The sequence below is a fragment of the Caulobacter mirabilis genome, from assembly GCF_002749615.1.
Lineage (GTDB): Bacteria > Pseudomonadota > Alphaproteobacteria > Caulobacterales > Caulobacteraceae > Caulobacter > Caulobacter mirabilis.
Genome location: NZ_CP024201.1, coordinates 509913 through 523729 on the forward strand (window position 1 = coordinate 509913; position 13817 = coordinate 523729).

Sequence of the window (13817 nt, forward strand, 5' to 3'; positions counted from 1 at the left end):
CAGAGGTCGGATAGGATTCTGGGAGCTCGGGCTGAAGCTGGGCCCCAGCCTTCGCCGGGGAGGCGGGCTTCCTAAGGGACGATGATCGTCTTCCCCAACCCCTTGCCGGTCAGGGCGAACTCCAGCGCCTCGGCGTAGTCCGACAACGCGAAGGTCCGGCCCACGGGCGGGATCAGCCTGCCCTCCGCCACCCAGGCCAACAGCTCGGTCAGATGCGCCGCCGCGCGGGCGGGCTCGAACAGCATGAACTGGCGCACGTCGACCCCCGTCAGCGCCGCCCCCTTCATCAGCGTCAGGTTGGCGGGCAGGGCGGGGATCGGGCCGCCGACGAAGCCGACCACGAGATGCCGTCCCCGCCAGTTCAGCGACCGGAAGGCGGCCTCGAACAGCGGGCCGCACACCGGGTCGAAGACCACGTCGGGCCCCTTGCCATCGCACAGGGCCTTCAGCCGGTCGCGCCAGCCCTCGACCGCGGTGTCGATGGCCGCGTCGGCGCCCTGGGCCAGGGCGAAGGCGCGCTTCTCCTCGCTGGACCCGGCCGCGATCACCTGGGCGCCCATGGCCTTGGCGACCTGGACGGCGGCGATGCCGACGCCGCCCGCGGCGCCCAGCACCAGCACCCGCTCGCCGGGCTGGAGGACCGCGCGATCCTTCAGGCCGTGCAGGGCGGTGATGTAGTTGATCCGGAAGCCGGCGGCCTGGGCGGCGGTCATCGCGTCGGGGATCTTCACCACCCCCAGGGCGCCGGCCAGGGCCTGTTCCTGGAAGCCGCCGGCGGCATGCGCCATGACGCGGTCGCCGACCGCCACGTTGGTCACGCCTTCGCCGACCGCCGCGACCACGCCGCCGACCTCCTGGCCGGGCGTATGAGGCAACGGCGGCTTCACCTGGTAGCGGCCCAGAGACACCAGGGCGTCGACATAGCCCACGCCGCAGGCCTCGACCGTCACCAGCACCTGGCCGGGACCGGGCGACGGCGGATCGACCTCGATCAGGCGGTAGTCGGCGATCGAGTCGAGGCTGTCCGCCTGAACGCGCTTCATCACTGTCTCCTTCGGCGGCGGCGGGGAGCCCTAGCGGGCGTTCTGGCTGTTGTACTCGCGGATCTTCTGCTTCCCGAGCTGGTTCATATGCACCTCGTCCGGGCCGTCGGCGATGCGCAGGAAGCGGTTCAGCGTGAAGAAGCCGGCCACCGGGGTGTCGTCGCTGACCCCCATGCCGCCGTGCACCTGGATGGCGCGGTCGGCGACGGTCTGGGCCATCTGCGGGGCGATCACCTTGATGGCGGCGATCAGGTCCTTGGCGACCTTGTTGCCGTGGCGGTCCATCTGGTCGGCGGCCTTCAGGGTCAGCAGGCGGGCCATCTCGATCTCGCAGAAGCTCTTGGCCACGTCCTGGCGGATGCTGCCCTGCTCGCTGAGCTTCCGGCCGAAGGCGACGCGGCTCTCGGCGCGGCGGGCCATGATCTCCAGCGCGCGCTGGGCCTGGCCGATGGAGCGCATGCAGTGGTGGATGCGGCCCGGCCCGAGCCGGCCCTGGGCGATCTCGAAACCGCGGCCTTCGCCGAGGATCAGGTTCGACTTCGGCACGCGGACATTCTCGAAGCGCAGCTCGGATTCGCCGCCCGGGCTGTTCATCGAACCGAACACCGTCTGATGACGGACGATGGTCACGCCCGGCGTGTCGCGCGGGACGATGATGGTCGAGTGCTGCTGGTGGCGCGGGTTGTCGAGCAGCGTCTTGCCCATCACCAGCATCAGGTCGCACTTCGGGTGGCGCACGCCGCTGATCCACCATTTGCGGCCGTTGAGGACGTAGTCGTCGCCGTCCGGCAGGATGGTCAGCTCCAGGTTCGTGGCGTCGGAGCTGGCGACCTGCGGCTCGGTCATGACGTAGGCCGAGCGGATCTCGCCGTTCAGCAGCGGCGTCAGCCAGCGGGCCTGCTGCTCGGGGCTGCCGTACTTGGCCAGCACCTCCATGTTGCCGGTGTCGGGGGCCGAGCAGTTGAACACCTGCGACGACCAGGGCACGCGGCCCATGATCTCGGCCAGCGGCGCGTATTCGAGGTTGGTCAGGCCGGGCGAGAACGCGCCGTACTCGTGCGGCAGGAACAGGTTCCACAGGCCCTGCGCCCTCGCCTCGGCCTTCAGGGCGTCCATCTTCGGCCACTCCCGCCAAAGGTTGGCCGGGTCGTGGACGAAGTCGTGGAAGTCGGCCTCGTTCGGATAGATGTGCTCGTCCATGAAGGCTTCGAGCCGGGCGATGAGGGCCTTCACCTTGTCGGTATGGTCGAAGATCATGACGCGTATCCCAGGATGTGAACGTGGCTAGCCGATCCGGCGCAGGGCGCGCTGGAACAGGCCGATGGTCTTGGCGTGAAGCAGGTCCCCGGTGGCCTTCGGCGCGCGGCCGGCGCAGGCGCGGGCGTGGGTGCCCTCCAGGATGATGCCCAGCTTGTAGCAGGCCAGCACCGCGTACCAGTCGACGGCCGACAGGTCGCGGGTCGTGCGGGCGCGGTAGTGCTCGACCAGTTCGTCGGCGGACGGGAAGCCCTTCCAGGGGCGCACGGCCACGTCCTCGACGGCGGGGTCGTCGGTCTCGGGCCAGGTCGCGACCAGCCAACCCAGGTCGATCAGCGGATCGCCGATCGTGCTCAGCTCCCAGTCGACGATCGCCGCCAGTTCGGGACTGTCATGGCGGAACATGACGTTGCCCAGGTGGTAGTCGCCGTGGAGGATCCCGGGCTGGAAGCGGGCGGGGCAGTGGGCGTCGAGCCAGGCCGCGACCCGGTCCACGCCGGGGATCTCGCCCGGTCCGGTCCAGCCGTCGAACTCGGCGTAGGAGTCCAGCTGGCCCTTCCAGCGGGCGACCTGTCGGCTCAGGAAGTTGTCCGGCTTGCCGAAGCCCTCGAGGCCGACCGCGCGGTAGTCCAGCGCGCCCAGGGCGGCGATGGCCTCGACCATCGACAGGCCCATGCGCCGGCGGGCGGCCTCCGAACTCGCGTGCAGCGGCGGCAGGCCGGACGCGGCGTTGAAGCCGTCGACAGGCGCCATCAGGTAGAAAGCCGCGCCCAACACGGTCTCGTCCGGGCAGGCCGCGATCAGGCCGGGGTGCGGGACGTCGGTTCCGGCCAGCGCCGCCAGGACGCGCGCCTCGCGGCGCATGGTCTCGTTGCTGTTGGCGCGCAGATGCGGCGGCGGCCTGCGCAAGACGTAGGTCCGTCCGGCCCGCGAGAACTTCAGCAGGATGTTCTGGGTGCCGCCCGCCAGCAGGACGGCGTCCTCGATCGCGCCGGAACCCTGTCCGACGCTGTCCATCCAGGCCGCCAGGGCGGCGAGGTCCACGGCCGTTTCCACCTTACGCACCTTGTGATCGCGCGATTTAAGACAATTGGATAATTTGATTGACCGCACGGAAGGCAATGCGCTTTCTGAAGCCATGGTCCGCCCCGACTCAAAGCCCGGAACGGAGGCCTCGCGCCGGCTCAAGCAGGTCGCCTGCCGGCTGTTCGCCGAGCGGGGCGTCGACGGCGTCACCGTGCGCGACATCGCCGAGGCGGCCGGGCAGAAGAACCACGCGGCCGTCGGCTATCACTTCGGCTCAAAGGCGGCGCTGATCCGTGAGCTGGTCGTCGATGGAGCCGCCCATATCGACGAGAACCGCAACGCCGCGCTCGACCGGCTGGAGGCCGCGGGCGGACCGGGCGCGGTCCTGGATGTGGTCGAGGTCCTGATCGCCACCTCCGTGGACCTCGATGGCACGGGGCTGGAGGACAGCTACAACCGCTTCGTGGTGCTGCTGGGCATGAGCCATCCGCGCACCTTCATGGCGGCGCTCGATGGGCGCTGGAACTCCGGCTACCTGCGCTGCCTGGAGCATCTGCGCCGGTTGATGCCGGACATGCCGCCGGCCCTGAAGAACGAGCGGCTGGTGTTCATGGGCGCCTATCTGGGCGGCGTCCTGGCCGGCCGCGAGGCGGCGTTGGCCGACCGCACGCGCGAGCACCCGACCTGGGGCTCGGACCAGACCCTGGCGCACTTCGCCACGACGATGGCGGCGCTGCTGGAGGCGTAGCGGGGCTGGATCCTTCCCTCTGGGGGAGGTGGCTCGCCGCAGGCGAGACGGAGGGGGTTTGCCGGACCGACTCTTGACCCCCTCAGTCGTCGCTTCGCGCCGACAGCTCCCCCGGAGGGGAGCATCCTGACAGCGTAGACCTAGGACGCCTGTTCCATGCCCTCGTCGCCGACGTCGATGCCCTGTTCCCGCACCTTGCGGTACAGGGTCGAGCGGCCGATGCCGAGACGGCGGGCCACCTCACTCATGTGGCCGGCGTAGATCTCGATGGCCAGCTGGATCAGGTCCCGCTCGATCTCCTCCAGCGGGCGGACGTGGCCGCGGGCGTCGAGGATACGGACCGGCGCGTCCTTGCTGATCTCGGCGATCAGCTGCTGGGCGGTCGGGGCGCTGACCTCGCCGGACAGGGCCTCGGGCGCGATCTTCACGCCCGAGATGGCCGGGAAGTCGTGCGGCTGCAGATAGGGCGCATCGGCCAGGATGATGGCGCGGTAGACCGCGTTCTCCAGTTGCCGGACATTCCCGGGCCAGTCGAAGCCGCTGAGGATGGCCATGGTCTCGGCGCTGGCGCCGGCGACCCGCTTGCCTTCCTCGACGTTGAACCGGGCGATGAAGTGCTCGACCAGGGCCGGGATATCCTCGCGCCGCTCGCGCAGGGACGGGGCCTCGATCGGATAGACGTTCAAGCGATAGAACAGGTCTTCGCGGAAGCGGCCTTCGGCCACGGCGTTGCTCAGGTCGCGGTTGGTCGCCGAGACGATCCGGACGTCGACCTTCACCGAGCGCTTCGCGCCGATCGGGTCGATCTCGCTCTCCTGCAGCGCGCGCAGCAGCTTGACCTGCATGTCGAGCGGCAGCTCGCCGACCTCATCCAGGAACAGGGTGCCGCCGTCCGCCTCGCGGAACTTGCCCAGGTGCTTCTCCGATGCGCCGGTGAAGCTGCCCTTCTCGTGGCCGAACAGGATCGACTCGACCAGGTTCTCCGGGATCGCGCCGCAGTTCACGGCCACGAACGGCTTGCCGGCGCGATCGGACGAGCCGTGCACCGCCCGGGCGATGACCTCCTTGCCGACGCCGCTTTCGCCGGTGATCAGGATCGGGATCGACGACTTCGCCGCCCGCTCGCCCAGCCGCTTGACCATGTTCATGGCCGGGCTGTCGCCGATGAGATCCTTGAAGGTGCTGCGGCCGCTGACCTGCTTCTTCAGCCGGTCGACCTCGGTGCGCATCTCGCCCATCGACAGCATGTTGCGGATCGAGACGATGATCCGCTCCGGGCTGGCCGGCTTGACGAAGAAGTCGCCGGCGCCCGCCTGCATGGCCTTGACCACCGTGTCGACGCCGCCGCCGGCGGTGAGCACGACGACCGGCTGGGCGAAGCCGCGCGCGCGCATCTCCTTCAGCGTGTCCTGGCCGTTGAGGCCCGGCATCTGCATGTCGAGCAGCACCACGTCCGCGGCCTGGCCCGTGGTGAGATGCTTCAGCGCCGCATCGCCGTCCTCGGCCTGCGCGACGGCGAAGCCTTCGCGCTCGAGAACCGCCTGGATGAGGCGACGTTGTGTCGGGTCGTCGTCGACGACCAGGACCGTTTTGGTCATGTGAAGAACACCCACCGAAAAACCGGCCGCACCCATCATGGGGTAGGGCTCTTGTTGACCCGGATTGAAACACGGTCCGGTAAAGGCGGGGTTTCGGAGACCTGAGTCCGGGGTTAACGGGTCCAAGCGCTGTAAGGGTTTGGGTGACTCTGATGGCTTGTAATTTACCGTCCAGACGGTATGTAGGCCGTATGAGCACCCCCCGTATCCGATGCCCGGAAGCCACCCGCGCCCAGATCATCGAGGCCGCGATCCGCACCGCCCATGAGGAGGGCGCGGCCGGCTTCACCCTCGACGCCGTCGTGGCTCGCCTGCCTTTCAGCAAGGGCGCGCTGCTGCATCATTTCCCCAACAAGCTGGCGCTGCTGGAGGGCGTGGTCGACCATCTCGGCCAGGACTTCGTGAACCAGATCCGCGAGCGGGTGGCGAAGGATCCGAATCCCTACGTGCCGCATGCCCGCGCCTATCTGCAGGCGACCATCGACGAAGTGGACGCGCCGGACTACGCCAGCGTGAGCCGGGCGGTGCTGGTCGCCTGCCTGCTGGAGCCCTCGATCGGCTCGCGATGGCAGGCGCATATCGCGCGCATTCGCGCCGACGACCCGACGGAGCCGGCCGCCGCCGACGACGCCTTGATCCTGCGGCTGGTGGCGGATGGTCTCTGGCTGAACGACATCATGGGCGGCCATCCGATCTCGCCCGACCAGCGCCGTGCTCTGACCCAGATCCTCAGCCCGAATCTTCCTGTGACGGGAGCCAAGCGATGAGCCCCGTCACCTGGGCGGCCATGCTGGGCGCCATCCTGTTCGAAGTCGTCGGAACCACCCTGCTGCAGCAATCCCAGCAGTTCACGCGGACCGGACCGACGCTCGGCATGGCGGCCTGCTATGGGATGGCCTTCTACCTGCTGAGCATCGCGCTGAAGGAGATGCCGGTCAGCATCGCCTATGCGGTGTGGAGCGGCCTGGGCATCACTCTGATCGCGCTGATCGGCTGGGTCGTACTGAAGCAGAAGCTCGATGCGCCGGCCTTGATCGGCATCGCCATGATCGTCGGCGGCGTGGTGGTGATGAACCTGTTCTCGAAGTCCATCAGCCACTAGGCGGCGACGGGCGCCGCGCTCCTCGCGCCCAGCACGCGGTTCATCTCCCCGACCAGTTCGGGGATCTGGATCGGCTTGGCGACATGGCCGCAGAAGCCCTGGGCCATATAGTCGTCCCGTCCGCCGGTGAGGACGTCGGCCGTGACCGCGATGGTCGGGGTCGACCGGTTCGGCCCGTCCAGGATGCGAAGCGCCTTCAGGGTGTCGACGCCGTTCATGCCCGGCATCTGGATATCCATGAGGATCAGGTCGTAGAGCTGCGCGGCGCCGTGTTCGACCGCCGCCGGACCGTTGGAGGCCTGGGTCACCTCGTGGCCGAGGGCGTGGAGAATCTGCTCCAGGACCGCCAGGTTCACCCGGTTGTCGTCGACGATCAGGATCGACAGCGGCGCGTCGTCGGCGATCGAGGCGACGGGCTCCGTGGACGCCGCCGCCGGGCTCTCGGCGACCGTGACCGGAAGGCTCAGATGGAAGGCGGCGCCCTGGCCTTGCGCGCCTTCGGCCCAGAGCTCGCCGTCCATCAACTGCGCCAGCTGGCGGGAGATGGCCAGGCCCAGGCCGGCGCCGCCGAAGCGCCGCGAGGTCGACTGATCCGCCTGGGAGAAGCGCTCGAACAGCGTCGACAGCTTTTCCGGATCCAGGCCGATGCCGGTGTCGCGCACCGTGACGTGCAGGCGGACCCGGGTCCGGTCGACCGGGCGGGCCTCGACGGTGACCGCGACGCCGCCCTCGCTGGTGAACTTCAGGGCGTTGCCGATCAGGTTGAACAGAATCTGCCGCAGGCGCCGGGCGTCCAGCTCCAGGAACGCCGGCACATCGTCGGCGATGTGGATCGTCAGATACAGCCCCTTCTCCGCGGCGGCGGGGGCCCAGAGCTGGATCAGGCCGTCGAGCAGGCAGCGCGGGTCCTCGGGCGTCGTCGCGATCTCGAGCTTGCCGGCGTCGATCTTCGAGATGTCGAGGATGTCGTTGAGGATCGACAGCAGGAACTCGCCGCTGTGGATCAGGGTGTCGATGCGGCGCCTCTGGTCGTCGTCGTGAGCGGTCTTCTGCAGCAGCTGCGCCATGCCCAGCACGCCATTCATCGGCGTCCGGATCTCGTGGCTCATGGTGGCCAGGAAGTTGGCCTTGGCCTGACCGGCATGGCGGGCGTCCTCGCGGGCGCGTTCCGCTTCCTCCCGCTCGGCGGTCAGGCGTTCGATCAGGCGATTGTTCCGGTCCCGAAGCGTGTCCCAGTCGCCGAGGAGGCGGATGCTGGCGCCGGCGACCACGTTCAGGAACAAGGTTGTCAGGACCAGTGTCGCCATCAGCGGCGCGGCCGTCCGGAGCGGGAAGGCTGCGATGATGATGGCGGCCAAGCCGACGATCACCGGTCCGGCCGAAGCCCAGAACAGGGACCGTGAAAGCTGCCCCTGTCCGACGGCGACGCAGAGCAGCAGGCAGGCGGCGATGCCCGCGAGCAACAGCTCGGCCGGGCCTGGGCGGGCCAGGACGATGGCGACGGGACCGATCATGGCGACCGTGGCCCGCGCCGACAGGTAGCGGATCAGGGCTCCCAGGACCTTTTCGGGCGCCAGGTCGGCCATCGCGTTCAGGCGCCGATAGCGATGCTGGATGAAGGCGTCGGCGGCGATGCTCAAGGCGCCCGTGACCGTGGCGATGATCGGATGGCCGATCGCGGCCATCGGGATCATGAACAGCACCGTGGCGATCCATAGGGCGACCGGCGGCACGATGAGCGCGTTGAGCGTGATCCACGGCACGCTGATCGACGGCAGGGCGCCGTCGTTCTCGTCCGTCATGTCCTCGAACGTCCAAAGGGCGCGCGGGGCGTTGTCCTGCCGGTCCATGCCTGGCCCTTGGTCTCCGTGGGCCGGGCGACCCTAGTGGGTCAGCGTTAAGGCCCTCTAACCACGTCCGGCGGCGACCGGGGTCGGTTCATGACGGACTTGAGGCGGCGCGGTTCGAAGCGGCGCCAGACGCGCGCTGTCCTCCCACAGTCTCGCGGCCAGCGCGTCGTCGTGGGCGACGGCCGACGGCCGGGTCTCGATCAGCGCCTCGCCGCGCACCGCCATGTAGCGTCCGCGGAGACCGGCGTAGCGCTCGTCCGTGGCCAGCGCCGCCAGCAGCCGCCCCGAATTCTCGGGCGTGCTGACCCGAGCCGTGCGGCGCACCAGCCGGGGCAGGATGAAGCGGAAGATGAGGCCGGCCGGGCCGGGATAGTCGCGCGCCAACCCCGTGCCGGGCGTGAAGCCCGGGTCCAGGGCGACGGTCGTCAGGTCGGGCCGGCGCTGGCCGAGTTCGCGGGCGGTCATGACGTTCGCCAGCTTGGAGGCGGTGTAGGCCCTTCGGCCACGGGTCATGCGCCGTGGGTCGAGGTCCGGATCCTGCTTCGGCCAGGCCAGCTTGGCGGCGTCGATATGCCGGGGCGGCGGCAGGCCGGTGTCCTCGTCCGGGTCATGCGTCCCGCTGGCGGTCAGGACGATGCGGCCGTTGCGGGCGAGGTGCGGGAGCAGGGCGCGGATCAGCAGGTGATGGGCCAGATGGTTGACCGCGAAGCTGAGCTCGAATCCGTCGGCGCTGGTCGCGTCCGAGACGTTCTGGATACCGGCGTTGAGGATCAGGACGTCAATCTCGGGGTCGTCCGCGAAGGTTGCGGCGAAGGCTTCGACGCTGGCCAGCGACGCCAGGTCGAGCGATCGCGCCTCGAGCCTTCCGGCAAGGTCCGCAGGGAGGCGATCCGGAGCGCGCGCTCCGACGATGAGGGAAACCTTCGGTTCCGCCAGGAGGCGCTTGGCCGCCGCCAGGCCGATTCCCCCTGTGGCGCCTGTCATGACGATCCGCATCCTGGTTCCCCACAAATTGGGTTGGTTGACCAACCAAATGTAGAATGAGGCATGGCCGAAGACAAGCCGTCCGTCAGGCGATCCAGGCGCGAACGGCCTTCTCAATGTCATCGGCGGCGGCGTCGATCGGGAAGGCCGGGTCGGCGAGCCAGCTCAGCATGATCCCGTCGATCGCCGCCTTCAGCAGGCGGCCGATCTCGACGTCCCGTGGGGTTGGGTCCGTTTCGCCCCGCGCGGCGGCCAGGGTCAGGGCCGTCTCGCGAGCCGAGGCGTCGTTCAGGTCGCGCAGGACCTCGGCCAGCGACGGATTGGTCAGGGCCGCAGCGGCGAAGGCGAGGCGGACCTTGAAGAAGTCCCGTTCGGCCTCCAGCGAGGCGCGGGATGTCTTGAAATAGTCCGCCAGTTGGCGCTCCGGCGGCGAGGCTTCGCGGCGACGGGCGGACGCCTCGAGATAGTTGGCCAGCGCCTCGCGCAGCACGGCCTCCAGCAAGGCGGCCTTGCCAGGGAAATGGTAGTGCAGCAGTCCCGGCGTGATGTCGGCTTCCGCGGCGATGACCTTGACGCTCGCCGCTTCCAGGCCGTCGCGGGCGACGACGCGGAAGGCGGCGGCGATCAGGCGTTCGCGAGTGGTTGTCGGCTGGGCGAAGTAGGCGGGCGCGACCATGGCTGTCCGATATGATGTCGAGGTTCGACCATAGAGGGCGGGCGCCGGCGGCGATACGGGGGTTCCCGTCGGCCGCCGCCGGGTCCATATGCGCCCCATGAACGCACCCGTGAAGACGCCCGCCGCCGCCGGTCTGCCCGAGTGGAGCCTCGCCGACCTCTATGCCGGACGGGACGACCCCCGGATCGAGCTGGACCTGGCCGAGGCGAAGAGGGCCAACGACGCCCTGGTCGAACTGGAGGGCGCGTTCGTCGCCAATCGCGACCAGCCGGCCACGCTGGCGGCGCTGATCGAAGAAGGGCTGGCGCTCTATGAGGCGGCCACCAACGGTCTCTGGGCCGTTGGCGCCTATGCGGCGCTGGCCGCTTCGACCGCCCGCGACGATTCCGCCTGGGCCAAGTTCGAGGCCGATCTGCGCGCCCGGTCGTCGCAGATCGCCGCCGAGAGCCTGTTCTTCACGCTCGAACTGAATGCTCTGGAGGACGAGGAGCTCGAGGCCGCCTTCGCCGCCCATGAGCCCCTGGCGCGCTGGCGGCCGTGGATCCGCCGCCTGCGCCTGAGCCGACCGCACGAGCTGTCGCCCGATCTGGAGCGGCTGCTGGTCGACCGCGCGCCAGCCGTGGCCAACTGGACCCGCCTCTATGACGAGACCCTGGCCAAGCTGACGGCGAAGGTCGGTCGCGAATACCTGACCCTGCCCGAGGCTCTGAACCGGCTGTCCGATCCGTCCGCGGCCAAGCGCAAGGCCGCGGCCGAAGGGCTGGCCGAGGCGCTGCACGACCGCGGTCCGACCCAGGCGCTGGTGATGAACACCCTGGCCTTCGAGAAGCAGGTCGAGGACCGCTGGCGGCAGTACGCCTATCCGGCCCAGTCGCGGCACATCGCCAACGAGGTCGACGCCGAGGCGGTCGAGGCCATGGCCGAGGCCGTGGTCGAGGGCTACGCCGCCACCAGCCATCGCTACTACGCCGCCAAGGCCCGGGCGATGGGCCGCAAGCAACTCGACTACTGGGACCGCAACGCCCCGCTCGACGCCGCGGCGCCCAAGACCTACGACTGGGACGAAGCGCGCGGCGTCGTCCTGGAGAGCTTCAGCGCCCTGGCCCCGAAGTTCGCGACCGTGGCCGGGACCTTCTTCGACAAACCCTGGATCGACGCCCGCCCGCGCCCGGGCAAGCAGTCCGGCGCTTACAGCCATCCGGTCACGGCGACCCGCCACCCCTACGTCTTCATGAACTACATGGGCGAGCGGCGGGATGTTCTGACCCTGGCGCACGAGCTGGGCCATGCGGTTCACCAGACCCTCTGCTCGCCGCTGGGCACGCTGCTGGCCGACACGCCGCTGACCCTGGCCGAGACCGCCTCGATCTTCGGCGAGGGGCTGGTGTTCGAGCGGCTGCTGGCCGAAGCCTCGCCCGCCGACCGCAAGGCGCTGCTGGCCGGCAAGATCGAGGACGGGCTCAACACCGTCGTCCGCCAGATCGCCTTCCACCGCTTCGAGACCCGTTTCCACGACCTGCGCGTCGACGGCGAGCTGTCGCCGGACCAGATCGGCGAACTGTGGCTGGAGGCCATGGGCGAGAGTCTGGGGCCGGCGATCAAGCTGAACGAGGGCTACGAGCACTACTGGGCCTACGTCAGCCACTTCGTGCACGCGCCCTTCTACGTCTACGCCTATGCGTTCGGGGACCTGCTGGTCCGCGCGCTCATGAACAAGCGCCGGGAGAACCCGGAGGCCTTCGCGCCGCTCTACGAGGAGCTGCTCGCGGCCGGCGGGACCAAGACCTACGTCGAGGCGCTGGCGCCGTTCGGCCTGGATCCGCGCGAGAAGGCGTTCTGGGCCGCCGGCGTCGCCGAGATCGCCAAGCTGGTCGAGGAGTTCGAGGCCCTGGTCTGAGTCCTCCAGGGACATGCTCCCGCAGGGTGCGTGTCCCCGGCCGCACCCAATGCCGGTCATCCCGGCGAAGGCCGGGACCCAGCTGCAGCCTCGGCGGGCGTCAACCCATCGAAGCTCAGCCCCTTTACCTGGTCCCCGGCCTTCGCCGGGGTGACCGGATGGAGGGGCGCCCAAAGCCCGCTTCCCCCTCGTTCAAACGGTCGTTAGACTTCGAGGCATGTCCGACGATCTCACAGACGCCCAGGCGGGGCAGATACCGGCCGGCTACAAGCCGTTGAACTGGACGCGGGGCTTCGGCCGGCAGATCGGCCCGCTGTACGAGCGCTACCAGGGCGATGTCTGCTCGCTCGGTTTCCGCGTCGAGGAGCACCACACCAACGGTCTCGCCAACTGCCATGGCGGCATGCTGATGACGGTGGCCGACGTCGCCTGGGGGCGGGCCATCTCGGTGGCGCGCTCGCACTTCTGGGTCACCGTCCGGCTGACCTGCGACTTCCTCTCCGGCGCCAAGCTCGGCGAATGGGTCGAGGGCGATTCCGAAATCCTGGCCGAGGAAGACGACGTCTACACCGTGCGCGGCACGCTGCGCGCCGGCGACCGGGTGCTGATGACCGGCACCGCCGTCTACAAGGTGATCGGCCCCCGCGAGCCGCGTCCCGGCGAGAAGGCCTATGTGGAGGCGGCCCGTGGCTGACGGTCAGGAACTGCCGTCGGAGATCGCCGCGCCGCTGGCCCGCTTCAAGGGCGAGAAGCCGGATGCGCCCGCCTGGTTCGACCACGCATTGGCGCAGCCGCCGGAACGCACGACCTTCGCCTTCGAAGGCGCGGACATCGAGCAGCTGACCTGGGGCGACCGGGGCAAGCCCGGCCTGCTCCTGCTCCACGGCAACGGCGCCAGCGCCGACTGGTGGACCTTCATCGCGCCCTTCTTCGCGCAGGACTGGCGGGTGGCGGCCTTCAGCTGGAGCGGCATGGGCCGGTCCGATTGGCGCGACGGCTACAACGCCGACCAGTTCGCCCGCGAAGCCTTCGCCGCCGCAGAGGCCGCTGGCCTCTACGACAACGGCCGGCCGGTCTTCGTCGCCCACTCGTTCGGGGGCTTCCCGACCATGCTGGCGGCCCAGAAGTACGGCGACCGGATGCGGGCGGCGGTGCTTGTCGACTCGGTGGTGCGGCCGCCGGAACGCGAGTGGCGCGGGCCGCCGCGGCGCGCCAACGCCAATCGCGTCTACCCGACCCTGGTCGAGGCGCTCGCCCGCTTCCGGCTGGCGCCGCCGCAGGGGTGCGAGAACCTCTACATCGCCGACTGGATCGCCCGGAACGCGCTGAAGGAGGTCGAGGGCGGCTGGACCTGGCGGTTCGACCCCTTCATGTGGACCTCGTTCCAGATGGAGGATCGCGGCCCGCTGCTCAGCGGCGCGACCTGCCCCGTGGCGATGGTCTGGGGCGACCGGTCGGGGCTCGTGGACGAGGAGATCCTCGACTACATGCGCGGCCTGCTGCCGCCGGGGTCGCCACAGCTGGCCATTCCCGACGCCGATCATCACGTCATGATCGACCAGCCGCTGGCCTTCGTCGCCGCCCTGCGCGGTTTGCTCGCAGGCTGGTCGCTTGAGCCCTGAGGCGTGGCGTTGTA

The 13817-nt window shown here is 69.6% G+C and carries 13 protein-coding genes; 6 read left to right on the top strand and 7 right to left on the bottom strand.

Going from position 1 to position 13817, the window contains the following annotated elements:
• Window positions 1–71 precede the first annotated feature (71 nt).
• Genes CSW64_RS02445 through CSW64_RS02455 form a run of 3 tightly spaced genes read right to left on the bottom strand, consistent with a single transcriptional unit; the run spans window position 72 to window position 3344 of the window.
• Entirely contained in the window at window positions 72–1043 is a 972-nt protein-coding gene (locus CSW64_RS02445) for an NADPH:quinone oxidoreductase family protein (protein WP_099620609.1), read from the bottom strand.
• Between the two features lie 30 nt (window positions 1044–1073).
• Complete coding sequence (locus tag CSW64_RS02450; RefSeq protein WP_099620610.1) at window positions 1074–2300, bottom strand: acyl-CoA dehydrogenase family protein; 1227 nt, start codon at window positions 2298–2300, stop codon at window positions 1074–1076.
• Window positions 2301–2327: 27 nt separating this feature from the next.
• Window positions 2328–3344, bottom strand: coding sequence for a phosphotransferase family protein (locus CSW64_RS02455; protein WP_245863804.1), 1017 nt, complete (start codon window positions 3342–3344; stop codon window positions 2328–2330).
• 94 nt (window positions 3345–3438) lie between these two features.
• On the opposite strand from CSW64_RS02455, the gene CSW64_RS02460 reads away from it, so the two are divergent.
• Entirely contained in the window at window positions 3439–4074 is a 636-nt protein-coding gene (locus tag CSW64_RS02460) for a TetR/AcrR family transcriptional regulator (RefSeq protein WP_099620612.1), read from the top strand.
• Between the two features lie 140 nt (window positions 4075–4214).
• On the opposite strand, the gene CSW64_RS02465 is transcribed toward CSW64_RS02460, so the two are convergent.
• Window positions 4215–5672 (bottom strand): sigma-54-dependent transcriptional regulator, encoded by a 1458-nt coding sequence (locus CSW64_RS02465; protein ID WP_099624082.1) that lies wholly within the window; start codon window positions 5670–5672, stop codon window positions 4215–4217.
• A 191-nt stretch (window positions 5673–5863) separates the two neighbouring features.
• On the opposite strand from CSW64_RS02465, the gene CSW64_RS02470 reads away from it, so the two are divergent.
• Together CSW64_RS02470 and CSW64_RS02475 are read left to right on the top strand one after the other, a co-directional pair.
• Window positions 5864–6439: a TetR/AcrR family transcriptional regulator gene (locus CSW64_RS02470; RefSeq protein ID WP_099620613.1), complete on the top strand. Its 576-nt coding sequence runs from the start codon at window positions 5864–5866 to the stop codon at window positions 6437–6439.
• Window positions 6436–6774 carry a DMT family transporter gene (locus CSW64_RS02475; RefSeq protein ID WP_099620614.1) on the top strand — a complete coding sequence of 113 codons (339 nt, stop codon included), beginning with the start codon at window positions 6436–6438 and terminating at the stop codon, window positions 6772–6774. Before CSW64_RS02470 ends, CSW64_RS02475 begins: the two co-directional genes overlap by 4 nt.
• Here CSW64_RS02475 and CSW64_RS02480 read toward each other — a convergent pair.
• The 3 genes from CSW64_RS02480 to CSW64_RS02490 form a co-directional block, all read right to left on the bottom strand.
• Window positions 6771–8624: a hybrid sensor histidine kinase/response regulator gene (locus CSW64_RS02480; RefSeq protein ID WP_099620615.1), complete on the bottom strand. Its 1854-nt coding sequence runs from the start codon at window positions 8622–8624 to the stop codon at window positions 6771–6773. The genes CSW64_RS02475 and CSW64_RS02480 overlap by 4 nt on opposite strands.
• Window positions 8625–8681: 57 nt before the next feature.
• On the bottom strand, window positions 8682–9608 hold the full coding sequence (locus tag CSW64_RS02485) for an SDR family NAD(P)-dependent oxidoreductase (protein ID WP_172448434.1): 927 nt from the start codon (window positions 9606–9608) through the stop codon (window positions 8682–8684).
• Between the two features lie 85 nt (window positions 9609–9693).
• Entirely contained in the window at window positions 9694–10284 is a 591-nt protein-coding gene (locus tag CSW64_RS02490) for a TetR/AcrR family transcriptional regulator (protein WP_172448435.1), read from the bottom strand.
• Window positions 10285–10381: 97 nt separating this feature from the next.
• On the opposite strand from CSW64_RS02490, the gene CSW64_RS02495 reads away from it, so the two are divergent.
• From CSW64_RS02495 to CSW64_RS02505, 3 genes are all read left to right on the top strand, one after another.
• Window positions 10382–12181: a M3 family oligoendopeptidase gene (locus CSW64_RS02495; protein ID WP_099620618.1), complete on the top strand. Its 1800-nt coding sequence runs from the start codon at window positions 10382–10384 to the stop codon at window positions 12179–12181.
• Window positions 12182–12398: 217 nt separating this feature from the next.
• Complete coding sequence (locus tag CSW64_RS02500; RefSeq protein ID WP_099620619.1) at window positions 12399–12875, top strand: PaaI family thioesterase; 477 nt, start codon at window positions 12399–12401, stop codon at window positions 12873–12875.
• Window positions 12868–13803, top strand: coding sequence for an alpha/beta fold hydrolase (locus tag CSW64_RS02505; protein ID WP_245863805.1), 936 nt, complete (start codon window positions 12868–12870; stop codon window positions 13801–13803). The genes CSW64_RS02500 and CSW64_RS02505 overlap by 8 nt, the downstream gene beginning before the upstream one ends.
• The last annotated feature ends 14 nt before the right edge of the window (window positions 13804–13817 follow it).

What these genes read in the sequence shown, in the direction of transcription:
- CSW64_RS02445 (WP_099620609.1), bottom strand. Translation starts at nt 1,043, where the DNA reads ATGAAGCGCGTTCAGGCGGACAGCCTCGACTCGATCGCCGACTACCGC.
- CSW64_RS02450 (WP_099620610.1), bottom strand. Translation starts at nt 2,300, where the DNA reads ATGATCTTCGACCATACCGACAAGGTGAAGGCCCTCATCGCCCGGCTC.
- CSW64_RS02460 (WP_099620612.1), top strand. Translation starts at nt 3,439, where the DNA reads ATGGTCCGCCCCGACTCAAAGCCCGGAACGGAGGCCTCGCGCCGGCTC.
- CSW64_RS02465 (WP_099624082.1), bottom strand. Translation starts at nt 5,672, where the DNA reads ATGACCAAAACGGTCCTGGTCGTCGACGACGACCCGACACAACGTCGC.
- CSW64_RS02470 (WP_099620613.1), top strand. Translation starts at nt 5,864, where the DNA reads ATGAGCACCCCCCGTATCCGATGCCCGGAAGCCACCCGCGCCCAGATC.
- CSW64_RS02475 (WP_099620614.1), top strand. Translation starts at nt 6,436, where the DNA reads ATGAGCCCCGTCACCTGGGCGGCCATGCTGGGCGCCATCCTGTTCGAA.
- CSW64_RS02480 (WP_099620615.1), bottom strand. Translation starts at nt 8,624, where the DNA reads ATGGACCGGCAGGACAACGCCCCGCGCGCCCTTTGGACGTTCGAGGAC.
- CSW64_RS02485 (WP_172448434.1), bottom strand. Translation starts at nt 9,608, where the DNA reads ATGACAGGCGCCACAGGGGGAATCGGCCTGGCGGCGGCCAAGCGCCTC.
- CSW64_RS02490 (WP_172448435.1), bottom strand. Translation starts at nt 10,284, where the DNA reads ATGGTCGCGCCCGCCTACTTCGCCCAGCCGACAACCACTCGCGAACGC.
- CSW64_RS02495 (WP_099620618.1), top strand. Translation starts at nt 10,382, where the DNA reads ATGAACGCACCCGTGAAGACGCCCGCCGCCGCCGGTCTGCCCGAGTGG.
- CSW64_RS02500 (WP_099620619.1), top strand. Translation starts at nt 12,399, where the DNA reads ATGTCCGACGATCTCACAGACGCCCAGGCGGGGCAGATACCGGCCGGC.